The 13,460-nt window shown below is 64.2% G+C and carries 16 protein-coding genes; 6 read left to right on the top strand and 10 right to left on the bottom strand.

Annotated elements, in window-relative coordinates; all coding sequences use genetic code 11:
• Positions 1–3: 3 nt before the first annotated feature.
• The 7 genes from LSQ66_RS06845 to LSQ66_RS06815 are packed head-to-tail and all read right to left on the bottom strand — an operon-like array spanning position 4 to position 5,488.
• Complete coding sequence (locus LSQ66_RS06845) at positions 4–294, bottom strand: PAAR domain-containing protein (protein ID WP_231769041.1); 291 nt, start codon at positions 292–294, stop codon at positions 4–6.
• Between the two features lie 7 nt (positions 295–301).
• Positions 302–2,098, bottom strand: coding sequence for a type VI secretion system tip protein VgrG (gene vgrG, locus LSQ66_RS06840; protein ID WP_231769040.1), 1,797 nt, complete (start codon positions 2,096–2,098; stop codon positions 302–304).
• On the bottom strand, positions 2,095–2,757 hold the full coding sequence (locus LSQ66_RS06835) for a CIS tube protein (RefSeq protein ID WP_231769039.1): 663 nt from the start codon (positions 2,755–2,757) through the stop codon (positions 2,095–2,097). Before LSQ66_RS06835 ends, vgrG begins: the two co-directional genes overlap by 4 nt.
• Positions 2,758–2,769: 12 nt before the next feature.
• Positions 2,770–2,931 carry a DUF5908 family protein gene (locus LSQ66_RS06830; RefSeq protein WP_231769038.1) on the bottom strand — a complete coding sequence of 54 codons (162 nt, stop codon included), beginning with the start codon at positions 2,929–2,931 and terminating at the stop codon, positions 2,770–2,772.
• Positions 2,932–2,940: 9 nt separating this feature from the next.
• Positions 2,941–3,420, bottom strand: coding sequence for a phage tail protein (locus LSQ66_RS06825; RefSeq protein WP_231769037.1), 480 nt, complete (start codon positions 3,418–3,420; stop codon positions 2,941–2,943).
• An 8-nt stretch (positions 3,421–3,428) separates the two neighbouring features.
• Entirely contained in the window at positions 3,429–3,881 is a 453-nt protein-coding gene (locus tag LSQ66_RS06820; protein ID WP_269449150.1) for a phage tail protein, read from the bottom strand.
• Positions 3,882–3,922: 41 nt separating this feature from the next.
• Positions 3,923–5,488, bottom strand: a complete 1,566-nt coding sequence (locus LSQ66_RS06815; RefSeq protein WP_231769036.1) for a phage tail sheath family protein — start codon at positions 5,486–5,488, stop codon at positions 3,923–3,925.
• Between the two features lie 304 nt (positions 5,489–5,792).
• On the opposite strand from LSQ66_RS06815, the gene LSQ66_RS06810 reads away from it, so the two are divergent.
• The 3 genes from LSQ66_RS06810 (at position 5,793) to LSQ66_RS06800 (ending at position 8,348) form a co-directional block, all read left to right on the top strand.
• Positions 5,793–6,566, top strand: a complete 774-nt coding sequence (locus LSQ66_RS06810) for a response regulator transcription factor (RefSeq protein ID WP_231769035.1) — start codon at positions 5,793–5,795, stop codon at positions 6,564–6,566.
• A 69-nt stretch (positions 6,567–6,635) separates the two neighbouring features.
• The gene (locus LSQ66_RS06805; protein ID WP_231769034.1) at positions 6,636–7,154 is read left to right on the top strand and encodes a hypothetical protein; all 519 of its coding nucleotides are present in this window, start codon (positions 6,636–6,638) and stop codon (positions 7,152–7,154) included.
• Between the two features lie 27 nt (positions 7,155–7,181).
• On the top strand, positions 7,182–8,348 hold the full coding sequence (locus LSQ66_RS06800) for a hypothetical protein (protein ID WP_231769033.1): 1,167 nt from the start codon (positions 7,182–7,184) through the stop codon (positions 8,346–8,348).
• Between the two features lie 87 nt (positions 8,349–8,435).
• Here LSQ66_RS06800 and LSQ66_RS06795 read toward each other — a convergent pair whose 3' ends face one another.
• Positions 8,436–8,729: a hypothetical protein gene (locus tag LSQ66_RS06795; RefSeq protein ID WP_231769032.1), complete on the bottom strand. Its 294-nt coding sequence runs from the start codon at positions 8,727–8,729 to the stop codon at positions 8,436–8,438.
• A gap of 131 nt (positions 8,730–8,860) precedes the next feature.
• Between LSQ66_RS06795 and LSQ66_RS06790 the strand changes: the two genes are divergently transcribed.
• The 3 genes from LSQ66_RS06790 to LSQ66_RS06780 all read left to right on the top strand — a co-directional run bounded on the left by LSQ66_RS06790 (position 8,861) and on the right by LSQ66_RS06780 (position 11,635).
• Entirely contained in the window at positions 8,861–9,433 is a 573-nt protein-coding gene (locus LSQ66_RS06790) for a TetR/AcrR family transcriptional regulator (RefSeq protein ID WP_231769031.1), read from the top strand.
• An 84-nt stretch (positions 9,434–9,517) separates the two neighbouring features.
• Positions 9,518–10,222 carry an SDR family oxidoreductase gene (locus LSQ66_RS06785; protein ID WP_231769030.1) on the top strand — a complete coding sequence of 235 codons (705 nt, stop codon included), beginning with the start codon at positions 9,518–9,520 and terminating at the stop codon, positions 10,220–10,222.
• Positions 10,223–10,231: 9 nt separating this feature from the next.
• Positions 10,232–11,635: an MFS transporter gene (locus LSQ66_RS06780; RefSeq protein ID WP_231769029.1), complete on the top strand. Its 1,404-nt coding sequence runs from the start codon at positions 10,232–10,234 to the stop codon at positions 11,633–11,635.
• Positions 11,636–11,642: 7 nt separating this feature from the next.
• Here LSQ66_RS06780 and LSQ66_RS06775 read toward each other — a convergent pair whose 3' ends face one another.
• Positions 11,643–12,425 carry a thioesterase II family protein gene (locus LSQ66_RS06775; RefSeq protein ID WP_231769028.1) on the bottom strand — a complete coding sequence of 261 codons (783 nt, stop codon included), beginning with the start codon at positions 12,423–12,425 and terminating at the stop codon, positions 11,643–11,645.
• On the bottom strand, positions 12,412–13,449 hold the full coding sequence (locus tag LSQ66_RS06770; RefSeq protein ID WP_231769027.1) for a TauD/TfdA family dioxygenase: 1,038 nt from the start codon (positions 13,447–13,449) through the stop codon (positions 12,412–12,414). The genes LSQ66_RS06775 and LSQ66_RS06770 overlap by 14 nt, the downstream gene beginning before the upstream one ends.
• Positions 13,450–13,460: the final 11 nt, after the last annotated feature.

Raw genomic sequence — 13,460 nt, 5'->3', positions numbered from 1 at the left:
CGTTCAGCCCCCGATCATCACGGTAAAGCAGCCCAGCACGATCTTCCCGCCATGCGCCGTTGAATCACCCATGCGCGCAGCCGGCCGCCCGCCGATCATCACGCTCGAGGACCCGGCCACGATGGCGTCCGGCGGGCCCACGCACACCAGCGTGTCGCCGACGGCGGCCGCGGGCAGCTTGCCGATGAGGACAGTGGGCACGCCCGCCCCGATCACGGGGCCGCCCACATGCGGCACGGGTCCGGTGGACATGGGGCATTCGTGCAGGTCGGTCAGTCGCGCGGCGAATGGCATGGCGTCCTCAGTTGATCATGACCATGGTGCCCTGGATGGTGGTCTCGCCGCTGGAGGCCAGCTTCGAGCTCAGGTCACCCTGCAGAGACAGCGAGGCCGAGGCGCTCGCGCTGATCGACGGTGCGCTGGCGGTGATCTCCGCGCTGCCCTTGATGTTGACTGCCCCGCCGTTGGCGTTCAGGGCGATGTTGCCGGTGGCCGTCATTGTGATATCCGCGCAGCTGTTGATGGTAATGCCGCCGCTTTCCATATTCATCTTGTTGCCGTTCGAGTCCACCAGCGTGATGGATTTCGCGTCGTCGCTCATGGTGAGCGTGTGCCCGCCCGGCGTGCTCACCACCACGATCTTCTTCACGTCGTCCATGGTGATCTTGAGCTGGTTCTTGGTGACGATGACCTTGTTGGTATTGGGCGCGTCCGGCGCATAGGCGGGCGTGTGCTGGCTGCTGTACAGGCTCCCCAGCACCACCGGGGCGCGCGGGTCGTTGTTGAGAAAGCCGAGCACCACCTCGTCGCCCACCTCCGGCACGAACATAATGCCCGCGTTGGACGTGGCGTAGGGACTGGCCATGCGCGCCCAGATGCCGTCGCCGCTGGAGGCGATCACCGGCACCTCCACCAGGATCCTGTCCTGCCCCGCCGGATCGCTGTCGATCTGCTTCACGGTGCCGATCAGCAGGCCGCCCGTGCTGGGCAGCAGGCCCGAAGCGGGCGGCGATTCCACGTCCGACACCTCGTTGACGAACCATTGCGGCGAGAGGCCGAAGCCCACTTCCGTGCTCCAGTTGCCGTCCTCGATCTGGTGCACCACGCTCGATACGAAGGCGTTGCCGTTGAAGCGGTCGCCCACGCCCGCCAGCTGGATCACGCCGCCGATCTTGGGCAGCGCATTACCGCGGAAGGTGACCTTGCCGCGCACCTTGGCCAGGCGGGACTTGAGCAGCTGGGCGCTGGCCCAGCCGGCCAGCTCGTCGCCGGTGGCGGGCGCGTTGGACTGCAGCTGGTAGGCCGGAAGGCCCAGCACCGCCGCCAGGTCCGAGCCGCTGAGGTTCCCCTGCTGGTTCACATCCGGTTCGCTGGACTGCCCGGCCAGGGTAGCCTGGGTGGAGCAGTCCCAGGACGTGGCGCTGACGGAGGCCAGCTGCAGGCTGGCGTCGATCTCCGCATTCACTTCGTTCAGCCCTGCGCCATACTCCACCATCAGCACGGGGCTGGCGCTCGCCTTCGGCTTCTGCACGGCGACCACACCGTCGTCCACCAGCACGATCATGCCGTTGATCTCGGCCCGCGCCACGAGGAAGTCCCAGTCGGTGGCGTAATAGCGCACCATGGGGCTGCTGGCTGCGGTGGTGGAGTCCACCTGCGCCGTCAGCCCTGCCCCGCCGATGATCTGGCTGAACACGGCGCTGTCCGTCGTGCCCACGTAGCCGCTCTTGCGGCCGATGGTCAGTGCCAGGGCCTTGTCGAAGCAGGTCAGCGTGAGATAGGACTTGTGGTTGCTGCGCACCTGGATGGCATGCTTGATGACGACGCCGTCGAACAGCGTGGTCTCGGTTCCGTTGTGGTAGCCCGCCTTGATCGTGATCTTCGTTCCCGGCACCAGAGTGGAGCCGGAACTGATGGCAAAGGCCTCGCCGGAAGCGTCGCCGTCGTACAGCACCAGGCGCGCACTGGCGATGCGGTTGACCTGCTTGTGGGTGCGGAGCTGCTGCACCTGGTAGGTGTCCGGCAGCGGGCTGCCGTTGGCCAGCACCGTCATCGTCACCAGGTCGGTATTCGGCCCGAGGGGAGTTGGCAGCGTCATGTCTGGGCCAGCGGAGGAAAATACAGCACCATGCCGCTCTGCAGCGCACGGAAGTTATCGAGCTCGTTGTAGGCCGCCACGCCGGGATAGTGCTTGGGATCGCCGTAGATCTGGAAGCACATATTGGGCAGCGTGTCGCCGCCCTGCACCACGCGGGCGTGCGTCAGGTCGGGAGAGCTCTTGTTGGCGCGCTGCGCGATCTCCTGCGGCGACAGGTATTCCTCGAAACCGACGCTGAGCTTCGCGCGCACCGGCGTGCCGTCCGACTGGAACAGCGTGTAGTCGATATCCAGGCTGGTGAGGCGGCAGTTGAACGATACGCCGTTGCCCCACACGATCTCCAGGTAGTTCGGCGCGTGGATGGTGCCGTTGTAGGAATACGCCACCGTCTTGAAGTTGGAGATCTCCGTCGCCACGCTCGTGATGGAGGGCTGCACCACCCCTGTCGCATCGAGATAGAAGTCGAACGTGAGCTTCTGCGGGTCCTGCACGTAGAACTTGGTGGTGACGCCCGCCGTATCGGTGGAGTCGTTATCCGTGTACTGGGTGCTGTGCGTCTGCCGGTACGATTCCGGGTTGATCTGCACCGAATAGTCGCCAACCTTCTGGCTGAAGCCAGGATCGGCATAGGCGATGATGGTGAGCTTCTTGAGCGTCATGGCTTTCCCGTGCTAGCGGCGGTCGGACAGGGCCAGCTGCTCCAGCACGCGCTCCGTGCACTCCCTCACCAGTTCCTGGCGCAGCTGCGCCAGCACGGCCGCGGGCAGGCGGGTATCGCCTTGCGCCGGGGTGACGCTGGCCTTGATCACCAGTTCGCGGATTTCGATCGGCATCTTGTCCCCTCAGTTGGCCGGCGCCTGCTGCGGCTTGCCGGGCGCCTTGATGAAATAGTTGTAGGCCAGCTCCATCGATTCCACGGCCAGCTCGCTTTTGTCCGCCCCCAGGTCCGACACGCTCCACTTCACCGGCCAGGCGCCGATGAAGTTCCAGGACAGCAGCGGGTTTCCGTTCGCGTCGAGCAGCGAGAGCAGTATCGTGGTGCTGCTGATGGGCGTATCGAAGTTCGACTCCAGCACGCCCTTGCACCAGCTGCCGAAGCCGGAAGTGGGCAGGAGCACGCCGCGCTTCAGAATCAGGTTGCCGTACTTGGCGCGGTCCGGAAGCCGGTGGCTGAAGCGGTTCTCGCCGCCCTCCTTGATTTCGAGGATGTCGCGTTCCGCCTGCAGCCCCTGCACTTCCATGAAGCTGGAGTCGCCCGCCGTTCCCAGGTCCACGATATCGACCGTGAAATAGAAACTGACGGGCGGGTAATACACCGTCATCGCTGAACTCAGGGATTGGCGATGGTCAGGCCTTCGTGGGCCACTTCGATGGATTCGACCGCCACCTCGTTACCGTCCGACTTGAGGTCGGTGCCGGTGATCTTGGTGGGCCAGGCGTTGGCCAGGGTCCAGACCATGGTGGCCTGGCCGGTCTGGTCCAGCAGCGAAATGGTGAGCGGCGTGCGCGGCACCGTGTTCATCTTGATGGTGTCGAACCAGGTCCAGAAGCGGTTGTCGTGCACGAAGATGCCCTTCTTGAAGGTGACGTTGCCGAACTTGCGGATGCCCGGCATTTTCACCGTGGACCATGCGGGCGAATCGCCTGCGCGGTATTCGATGATCTGCGCTTCGATGTCGAGTCCCGTCACTTCCTGGAACGAGACCGTCTGCCCGTTCATGTTCACGGAAAACTGAAACTTGGGTAGCGGCCAAACGGATGGGTCTTGAGTTCCACCTGCCATGTCTTTCTCTCCTTAACTTGGCGATTGTTCTGGGATTCGGATCAGGAAGTCTGCATCATCTGCTGGAAGGTCAGCACGATGAATTCAGCCGGACGCACGACAGCCACTTGCACCTGTACGCGCAGGTAGCCCTGCAGGATATCCTCGCCCGTCATGGTCTGGCCGAGGCCCACGGCCACGGTGAAAGCTTCCGAAGGCTTGGAGCCCACCAGCGCACCGGCCTTCCACTGCGAAGTCAGGAAGTTGGTGATGGTGCTGTTGATCGCCACCCAGGTCAGGTTGTCGTTGGCCTGGAACACATAGGCCTGCATCGCCGCCTTGATCGACTGTTCCAGCATGATCATGGTGCGGCGCACGCTGACGTAGCGCCAGTCGTCGCTGTTGCCCGCCATGGTGCGCGCGCCCCATACCAGCAGGCCGGTGTTGGGGAAGGTGCGGATGGCGTTGATGGCCACGCCGTTCAGCGGCAGGTTCAGCGCGCCCTGCTCCGAGTCCGACAGGTTGACCGCCGGCGAGATGGCGGACACGATGGTGGTGTTGGCGGGCGCCTGGAATACGCCAAAGGCATTGTCGTTGCGGGTATAGACGCCCGCCATGCCGCCGGCCGTCGGCATCAGGTTCACGCTCGTTGCCAGGTCGGTCATGGCCTGCTGGTACAGCGGCGACACCGTCATGGCCATGCGGTGGATGGTGTTCATGCCGATCATGCCGGTCGGGTCGTTCGGCGGATTGGGCACCGGCGGCACCACCATGGCCTGGATGCACTGGCTCTGGTATTGCTGCAGCTGGGTGCCGCTCATGCCGAGCACCGTCGTGGCCTCGGTCGTCATGTCGGCCTGCAGTGTCGCCAGGCTGGCCGCCGTGAACCAGGTGTAGTTCAGGGAGCTCTGGCTGACCAGGGTGGTGTTCACCCACGGGTAGTAGGCGATGCCGTACTTGTTGAAGTCCTCGCCCAGGCTGGAGATCGGATAGAAGCCGCTCTTGCCGTCGCCGGCGCCGTTGACCGGGTCCTGCGGCGTACCGTCGGCCGGGAGATAGCCGTTCCACACGTCGAAGATCGCCACACGGCTCTGCATCGATTCGCAGTGCTCAAGGATCGACAGCGACACCGTTTCCCAGTCTGCCCAGGACAGGAGCATGGTATCCGGCGCCACGACCATGGTCGGTTCCAGATACTTCACCAGGTTGAGGAGCGCCGTCGTGTAGTCGCCCGCCGAGGTGCCGTTGGTGTTCGCCTGGGTGTAGCTGCCGATGGACATGATGTAGCAACGGCCGCCGCCGTTGTTAAAGAACATCATGAGGCTGTAATAGAGGTTGAAGCGCAGACCGGCGGCCACCGTCGACAGCGGCGGCATGGTCGTGGAGCCCTTCGCGTAGGTGAACTGCGGCTGCGGCGCGCCGCCGTTCGGGCCCGCGTAATACTTCTGGAACTCGGCCATCGAGGAAATCGGCATGGCCACGTTGGTAAGGTCCTGGTTGCCGTTTGCCGCCACTTCGGTGAAACCGATAAAGACGGGGACGGCGGTGGGCACCTGCACGACCGAACTGGAGAAGCCATCCTGTTCGACCACGTACACGCCGGGTGTCTGGTACTGAGCTGCTGCCATATGCAATCTCTCCACTACTTCAAAAGAGCAGTTTATGTATGCCTTGCCAGCCGCGCGCGCCCATGTTACATAGATAGGTTCTCGCGGCAAATCAGGGCGCCAACATCGAGCCAGCAGTGACTTGCGCATTGCTAGGCGACCCGCGGCGCACCGGCCTGTGTGGGCACACGACAGGGTCGGGACGATTATCGGCGAGCGATAAAAATCAGACGTTTAAAAAAAGAGAAAAAGGTTCTGGCGGCAGAGATTTTTTTGCGCTGGGTGCGCTGCCAGTTTTGTCCAAACAGTAGATGTACGAAACCCGATGCACGACTTCCTTAGGCCACGAAAACACATCCTGATCATTGATGATTCCAACTTCGAACAATGCCTGCTCATGGAAGCGCTGGGGCGGCGGCAGTACCACTTCGATTCTGCCCGCAGCGGCTCGCAAGGCTATGAGCTGGCGCAGGCGGGAGTGCCCGACCTGATCCTGCTCGATGTGCGCATGCCCGACATGGACGGCCTGACCGTATGCCGCCTGCTGAAGGCGAATGCGGCGACCCATCATATCCCTGTCATCTTCCTGAGCGGCGCCACGGAGGCGCACGAGCGCACCAAGGGGCTGACGGTGGGCGGCGTGGACTATGTGACCAAGCCCTATTCGGTCGCGGAGCTCTCGGCGCGCATGCAGATCCACCTGACGCTGGCCGAGCGCCTGGACCAGCGGCGCGCTCCCGCGGCGCCCCCTCCTCCTCCGGCTGCGCAGGAGGACGTGCGCGTCACCGCGGCCAAGCGCTTCATCCGCGAGTCCCTGGCGGACCTGCCGCCCGTGGCGGAGATAGCGAGGCAGGTGGGCAGCTACCGCGAAAAGCTGTCGCCGATGTTCCGCGAGCAGACCGGCATGAGCATCGCCGAGTTCGCGCGCAGCACACGTCTCGAGCGCGCCCGCAGCCTGCTCGAAACGACGGAACTGGATATTCAGGAGATCGCCATGCTCACCGGCTACAACAACGGCGGCAACTTCGCCACGGCCTTCAAGACCGCTATGGGAATGACGCCCAAGGAGTACCGCCAGCACGCTGCCTGCTCGTTTTGAGAACCATCAATACGTTAATGTCAATATTACATAAAGTACTACAACGCTGACTGCCACATGAGCGCGAAAATGAAACGCAGTGCTGTCCCACCTTGCTTTTCCTGTCTCGCGGTATGGGTCTGGTGCGCGGCGGCTTTGCTTGTTTTGCCAGCAAAAGGACAATCTGCGATGACTTCGCTTTCAGATCTGAAGTTAGAGGAAGCTACCGAGGCTAAGGTGGGCTTGATCCCAGTCGAGGTCTCCTACCGCTTCGCTTTGGACGAAACGACCATGTGGTCGCAGGCCTGCACGTATCGGACAAAGGATCGGTCAGAGCTCACTGACCTCGTCAGGCTAGTTGAGCAAAGCGTGTTTGCAGCGAAGACGGCAATACCAATGCGCGACGTGCGCAACGGGATCGTCTTCAACTTCAGAAGCGGCGCACCAGTCTACCTAACGATGGAAGAGAGCTTGGGAAGGGAATATGTCAACGGCGCCCTCAATGGCGTGCCGCTGGTCCTCGCTGGCAGCCTTCCCGATGAACTTCGCAAATGGAGCCTCCGATCAAAGCAGGCGGCTCATGCAGCGGGCGCGACTTGCAATCACTGATGTGCCATCTCCTCGAAGAGGATCGTCATGCCTACTGCTGCCAACTTCAGGGTGCTGAATGCGAGCCGCGCTGACATCGAAAAGCTCAATCTCTCCCTCGACTACCTCGAACGGAGCGCCCACAACGCCATGCCTGTTTTGCGAACAATGCAGGAAAGTGGCGTAAAGATTTCGATCATCCATGACGGGAACGACCGTTACGACTCACGTACGCATACCATTTACTGGGATCCGGATTCGGCGCTGGCGGTACGGAGTAATTACGGCGGCGGAGTCGAAGGAATTCAGTCGGCCGCCTTGGGTCTCCTGCATGAAGGTGCGCACGCAACCGACCCATGGTATGCCGAGCATCGGCGCGAACCCAACGCCACTTATGGCACCGATGCCGAAGCCTATGCCATCAATATTGAAAACTCGGTTGCGGAAGATCTTGGCGAACCGCAGCGACACAATCACGACCACGCCGGCCTTCCAGAATCAAGCAACCCGACTACGCACACCAACGACAACAATTATTGGGAACAGCGAACACCTTGGGGTACGACAGAGATTGGTGATCGCTGGGATGGAGGCGCGCCGGATTACACGCCCGAATATGGCAGCGGCGGCTGCGTAGAGGTTTCTTCCCATCTTCCCGGTGGACTCAAGGCAGGCGATGTAATTGTCGGCGACAAGCTCGAGCTCAGCGATCAGGCAAGTCTTGCACCCGGGATTGGCTCAGTCAGCTTTTCCAAACGGAAGATGGCTGATGGATACCGCATCGCCACGGAAAGCGGCATCACCCTTGTCTGTTCCAGTTCCGCACCTATCCCAACGCCGGATGGATTGGTTGTAGCGCCAAAGCTTTTAGGTCTCAAGGTGCCCGTCCGCATTGATACCGACGACGGTCCGATCATGCGATGGGAACTTATCGTCGCCGTCGATGCCGTTGGCAGAATCAGCGTCCAACACATCACCGTCGGAGACAAGTGCTTCTGGGCGGGTGAACGGTCTGGCGCCTACATTCTCCACCACAATTTGAAAGATGAGCCGGGAGGCGACGGGCGTCCATGGGACTGGTGGAATTGGCTGACCTACCCGGATACTGCCGCCCTACATGAGATGCCCACTGCACACGTAACGCAGGAATCTCACACCATTGAAATTATCGGCAGCCCAGCCAGCAATATTGGCATTGGTGAAATCTTCAGATAAGACCGTTCGTCGCCCACGTTTTCGCCTTCTTCGCAGTGTAGAAAAACGCCGTCCTTTGGGATGGCGGTTCTTTACACACTTGGCGCTTCAATGGAAGATGCCCACCGCCAGCTCGGCCCACACCAGCAGCAGTACGCCCGTGACACCGATGGCGACGAACACCCGCTGCCGGGGGTTCTGGACACGCCGCGCCGCCAGTTCGTAGGCGAGACCGGCGCCGATCAGCAGGCCGGCGGCGACGATGAAGTCGCCCACGCCCCAGTTCACCTCGCTGGTGAACTGCATCGCAACCAGCGGCACCAGGAGAATGGCCGCGGTGACGACGAGAATGCGGATGAAGTTGCGCGCGCCTGTGCCGGGCGCGCTCACGCTGTTTCCCATAACTCTTCCTTTCCCCTGTCGAAGCCCGCTTGAATTTACTTTAGCACGGCAGCCTGCCCGCACAAAGTCCTTGACTTTCAATATGACGGGTATAATATTACGTTCATCATATTTCAGACCGGACCCGGATCATGAGCACCACCAACCGCCGCGAACTTTCGCATGAACGCATTCTGGACGCCGCCTCGCGCGCCGTGCGGCGCCAGGGGTATGCGGGGGTCGGCGTGGCCGACGTCATGAAGGAGGCGGGCCTGACCCATGGCGGCTTCTACGCCCACTTCAAGTCGCGCGACGCCCTCCTGGCCGCTGCCGTCGAGCACGCCGGGGCGCAAAGCGGCAAGGCCATTGCGGCACGGATTGCCTCTCTGCAAGAGGGCGGCGCCAGCCCGCTGCGCGCCTTTGTCGAGGCCTATCTGGCGGACGAACATCTGGCGGCGGCCGACCTGGGCTGCCCGGTCGCCGCCCTCGCCTCCGACATGCCGCGCCAGCCGGACGAGGTATGGCAGGCATCGCGCCAGCGCGTGGAAGCGCTGATCGCCTTCGCGCGCAAGTGCCTGCCTTCCGGAAACGCCAAAGAGGCCTTCGCCCTGGTGAGCGCCATGGTGGGCGCCGTGCAGCTGGCGCGGGCCCTGGGCGACCAGGCCAGGCCGCTGCTCAAGGCCACAGCCGCCGCGCTCGTCAAGCAATACGATCACTCCAGTTAGCAATCACTGGGCCGTGCATTCCTGCGCGGCTTTTATTTGGAAGCAAATATGACGTTCATCATATTCTAAACGAAAGGAAGCATCATGAAACTCAAGGACGCAACCATCCTCATCACCGGCGCCAACCGCGGCCTCGGACTCGAATTCGCCCGCCAGGCCCTGGCCCGCGGCGCCCGCAAGGTCTACGCCGGCGCGCGCGATCCGTCCCAGGTCACGCTGCCGGGCCTTGTGCCCATTGCGCTGGATGTCACCAATTCCGCGCAAATCGCGGCCGCCGCGGCGGACCTGGGAGACGTGGATATCGTGGTCAACAACGCCGGCATTGCCACGCTCGGCGGCCTGCTGGACGGGGAGAATACCGAAGCGATGCGGCGCATGCTGGATACGAACGTGTTCGGCATGCTGCACATGAGCAAAGCCTTCGCGCCGGTGCTGGCGAAAAACGGCGGCGGCGCCCTGCTCAATGTGCTGTCCGTGGCGAGCTGGCTGAGCGCTCCCATGCTGGCGGCCTACGCCGTGTCAAAGGCCGCGGCCTGGAGCCTCACCAACGGCCTGCGCAATGAACTGCGGGAGCAGAACACGCAGGTGCTAGGCCTGCATGTGGGCTTCATCGATACGGACCTGACGCGCGGCCTGGAAGTGCCGAAGCTCACCCCGGAATTCGTGGTGACGCGCAGCTATGAGGCGCTCGAGGCAGGCGCCAGCGAAGTGGCAGTCGACGAATTCACGCAGCAGGTCAAGCGCGGCCTGTCCGCGGAACCCGGCATCTACATCGACTTCGCACGCTGAGAGCCCGCAATGACCAGCCAATCGCTCGCCCCCGCCGCCGCCACGGCGGACGCCCCACGCCAGGCATCCCCCTGGCCCACCTTCTGGATTGCCTCTATCGCGGTATTCCTCGTTTCCATCGACAGCACGGTGCTGTTCGCGGCATTCGGAGCGCTGCGCCAGGCCTTTCCTGATGCCACGGCGGCCGACCTTTCATGGGTGCTCAATGCCTACACCGTGGTCTACGCGACCATGCTGATTCCGGCGGGCGGACTGGCCGACACCTATGGCCGCAAGCGCGTCTTCCTTGCCGGCGCCACCCTCTTCCTCGCCGCCTCCGCCGCCTGCGGCATGGCCCATAGCGTGGCCGTGCTGATTGCGGCGCGCGTGGTGCAGGCGCTTGGCGCCGCACTGCTTACGCCTGCATCGCTGTCGATCATTCTCGACGCCTTCCCCAAAGAGAAGCGCACCGTCGCCGTCAGCCTGTGGGGCGCCGTCGGCGGCCTGGCAGCGGCCATCGGTCCAAGCCTGGGCAGCAGCATCGTGGACTCGCTGGGCTGGCCCTGGGCCTTCTATATCAATCTGCCGGTGGGCGCGGTGTCGCTGTGGTTCGGCGCGCGCCGCCTGCGCGAGGCCAGGGGAACCGGGAAAAAGGCGCGGGTGGATCTGGTGGGCATGCTGCTGCTGATCGTGGCCGTGGGCGCGGCGGCCATGGCGATCACCCAGTCCGAGTCGCCGCACTGGAGCAGGCTCGAACTCGCGGCGCTCGGCGCCACCAGCGTCATCGCCATCGGCGCCTTCATCGCCTGGGCGCGCAGCAGCACGGCCCCGCTGGTCGACCTTGCCCTGTTCGCGAACCGCAGCTACAGCGCGGTCAACCTGGCCACTTTCGTTTTCGGCACAGCCTTCGCCATGATGTTCTTCGCCTTCTTCGCCTACCTCACAGGCGTGTGGCATTACAGCCTGCCCGCGGCAGGCGTCGCCGTCACCCCTGGACCGCTGATGGTGGTGCCGACGGCCATTGCGAGCGGGCGCATTGCGGCGCGGCTGGGCCACCGGCCGGTTCTCATCGCGGGCTCGCTGGTGTACGCCCTGGGCGGACTGTGGCTGCTGGCAGTGCCGGGAACGGAGCCCGCCTATCTCACGCACTGGCTGCCTGCCCTTCTGCTGAACGGCGTCGGCGTCGGCATGGTCATGCCTGCGCTGGCGGGCGCCGCGGTGGCGGGCCTGCCGCCCACCCAATATGCAGTGGGCAGCGCGGTGAACCAGGCCACACGCCAGCTTGGCTCCGTGCTGGGCGTGGCGGTCACAGTGGTCTTCGCCGGCCATGCCGCACCTGGCCGAGCCGACTTCCTGCCCCTGTACGGGATGCATATCGCACTGGCCCTCGCCACCGGCGCGCTCTCGCTGGCCGTGCGGCGCAGGACGGCCTGAGGCTCTCCTAGGCTGCGCAGGGAAGGTTGGGCCGCAAGAGCTCCGCCACGGCCGCCGTCACTTCGCGCCGCGCCGAGGTGATGAAGAAGTGGCCGCCGTCGAACCAGTGGGTTGCACCACCGGCGCAGCTCTCCTCCTGCCAGCCTGCGAGGTTCCCCGCGGCCACGTGGGTGTCGCCACGTCCGGCCAGCACGTCGATGGGCATGCCGAGCCGCGGCGCCTCCACGTAGCCGTAGGTCTCGGCCAGCTCGAAATCGGCGCGGATGGTGGGCAGGAGCAGCTCCATCAACTCCCGGTTGCCAAGCAGTTCTTCGGGCGCGCCGCCGAAGCGGCGCAGCGATGCGATCAGCTCCGCATCGTCCAGCCGATGCAGGCGGCGGGTACGGCTGCGCAGGCGCGGCGCTTCACAGCCGGAGGCGATCAGGCGCACCGGCTGGGGCAGGCCTTCCCGGGCAAGGAAGCGGGCCAGTTCGAAGGCCAGCAAGGCGCCCATGCTATGGCCGAAGAAGGCGAAAGGCAGCGCAGGCGCCGCCTGTGTCACCGGTCCGGCCAGCGCCCTCGCCGCTTCAGCCAGTTCGCGCAGGGGCGCCTCGTTGAAACGCATGCCGCGGCCCGGAAGCTGCAGGGCGCACACCTCCACGCCGGGCAAGGCATGCTGCCAGCCTTCGAAGGCGCTGGCATTGCCTCCCGCATGGTGGAAGCAGAACAGGCGGAATGCCGGCATGCCTTCCGCGCGCCGCACCAGCCAGCGGCTGCCGGGCAGCGTGGAGGCCGAATCAGGCGGCGGCATCGAGCTTCGCCTCGAAATCCGGGAACACGGCGCGCTGGCCAAAGGCGGAATACGGCTGCCCCATGCAGACCAGCACCTTGCGCGGACCGCTGAAGGGATTGCGGCCATGGCCCACCTGCATATTGTCGACCAGCAGAACGTCGTTGCGCTGCCAGGGGAAGGCAATGGTCTCGGCGGCGAAGGCGGCGCGGATCTCGTCCAGCATCTCGGCCGGAATGGGCGTGCCGTCGCCGAAATAGGTATTGCGCGGGAACTGGTCTTCCGTGTACAGCGCGCGCAGCGCCTGGTAGTTGGCCTTGTCCAGGCTGCTGGCGTGGAACAGGTGGGCCTGATTGAACCACAGCTCCTCGCCTGTCACGGGATGCACGGCAAAGGCCTGGCAGCGCTGCCAGGTCTTCAGGGAACCGCCCGCCTGCCATTCGAACTGGATGTCGTGCTCGCGGCAGAATTGCTCGGCCTCCGCCTTGCTCTCGGTCTGGAACACCACGCTCCAGGGCAGGTCCACCATCTCGTGATAATTGCGCACATAGAGCACGCCCTTCTCGCGGAAGGCCGCACGCGTGGCCTCCGAGATGCGGCGCGTCACCGCAGCGGTCACGCACAGCGGCGTTTCCCCCCGCAGCATGGCGGGCTGGGTGCAGATGAAGAGGAGCTTCATGGGCCAGTCGCGGCAATAGGCGTTCTCGTTGTGCTGCGGGATGGTGGACTTGGCCGGATATTCCGTGGCCGAATACACGCTGGAGGCGACCGCCGTGCGCGGCGTGGAGCGGTAGACGTAGTCCAGCAGGTCGCCCGTCAGCTGGCGCGACACGCGCTCGAAGTCGGCCACGGGATCGGCCATGCCGAAGCCGCGGAACAGGATGGCGCCGGTGGCGGTCAGCGTGCCGTCGATCCAGGCGCGGTTCTGCTCGACCCAGGGGCCGAGGGCAAGTCCCGGCTGCACGGGGGTGAGCACCAGCGGCATGGCCTGCGGATTGAGGGTGCCGGCGCGTACGCCTTCGGGCGTGGTGGAAATCTGTTGCATGAGGAGTCTCC

The sequence above is a fragment of the Massilia endophytica genome, from assembly GCF_021165955.1.
GTDB lineage: Bacteria > Pseudomonadota > Gammaproteobacteria > Burkholderiales > Burkholderiaceae_D > Rugamonas > Rugamonas endophytica.
The sequence above is the reverse complement of the archived record's forward strand: the minus strand, read 5'-3'. Positions and strand labels throughout refer to the sequence as shown.

Excerpts from the sequence above, each read along its gene's own strand:
- LSQ66_RS06845 (WP_231769041.1), bottom strand. The coding sequence starts at position 294 with ATGCCATTCGCCGCGCGACTGACCGACCTGCACGAATGCCCCATGTCC.
- vgrG (WP_231769040.1), bottom strand. The coding sequence starts at position 2,098 with ATGACGCTGCCAACTCCCCTCGGGCCGAATACCGACCTGGTGACGATG.
- LSQ66_RS06835 (WP_231769039.1), bottom strand. The coding sequence starts at position 2,757 with ATGACGCTCAAGAAGCTCACCATCATCGCCTATGCCGATCCTGGCTTC.
- LSQ66_RS06830 (WP_231769038.1), bottom strand. The coding sequence starts at position 2,931 with ATGCCGATCGAAATCCGCGAACTGGTGATCAAGGCCAGCGTCACCCCG.
- LSQ66_RS06825 (WP_231769037.1), bottom strand. The coding sequence starts at position 3,420 with ATGACGGTGTATTACCCGCCCGTCAGTTTCTATTTCACGGTCGATATC.
- LSQ66_RS06820 (WP_269449150.1), bottom strand. The coding sequence starts at position 3,881 with ATGGCAGGTGGAACTCAAGACCCATCCGTTTGGCCGCTACCCAAGTTT.
- LSQ66_RS06815 (WP_231769036.1), bottom strand. The coding sequence starts at position 5,488 with ATGGCAGCAGCTCAGTACCAGACACCCGGCGTGTACGTGGTCGAACAG.
- LSQ66_RS06810 (WP_231769035.1), top strand. The coding sequence starts at position 5,793 with ATGCACGACTTCCTTAGGCCACGAAAACACATCCTGATCATTGATGAT.
- LSQ66_RS06805 (WP_231769034.1), top strand. The coding sequence starts at position 6,636 with ATGAAACGCAGTGCTGTCCCACCTTGCTTTTCCTGTCTCGCGGTATGG.
- LSQ66_RS06800 (WP_231769033.1), top strand. The coding sequence starts at position 7,182 with ATGCCTACTGCTGCCAACTTCAGGGTGCTGAATGCGAGCCGCGCTGAC.
- LSQ66_RS06795 (WP_231769032.1), bottom strand. The coding sequence starts at position 8,729 with ATGGGAAACAGCGTGAGCGCGCCCGGCACAGGCGCGCGCAACTTCATC.
- LSQ66_RS06790 (WP_231769031.1), top strand. The coding sequence starts at position 8,861 with ATGAGCACCACCAACCGCCGCGAACTTTCGCATGAACGCATTCTGGAC.
- LSQ66_RS06785 (WP_231769030.1), top strand. The coding sequence starts at position 9,518 with ATGAAACTCAAGGACGCAACCATCCTCATCACCGGCGCCAACCGCGGC.
- LSQ66_RS06780 (WP_231769029.1), top strand. The coding sequence starts at position 10,232 with ATGACCAGCCAATCGCTCGCCCCCGCCGCCGCCACGGCGGACGCCCCA.
- LSQ66_RS06775 (WP_231769028.1), bottom strand. The coding sequence starts at position 12,425 with ATGCCGCCGCCTGATTCGGCCTCCACGCTGCCCGGCAGCCGCTGGCTG.
- LSQ66_RS06770 (WP_231769027.1), bottom strand. The coding sequence starts at position 13,449 with ATGCAACAGATTTCCACCACGCCCGAAGGCGTACGCGCCGGCACCCTC.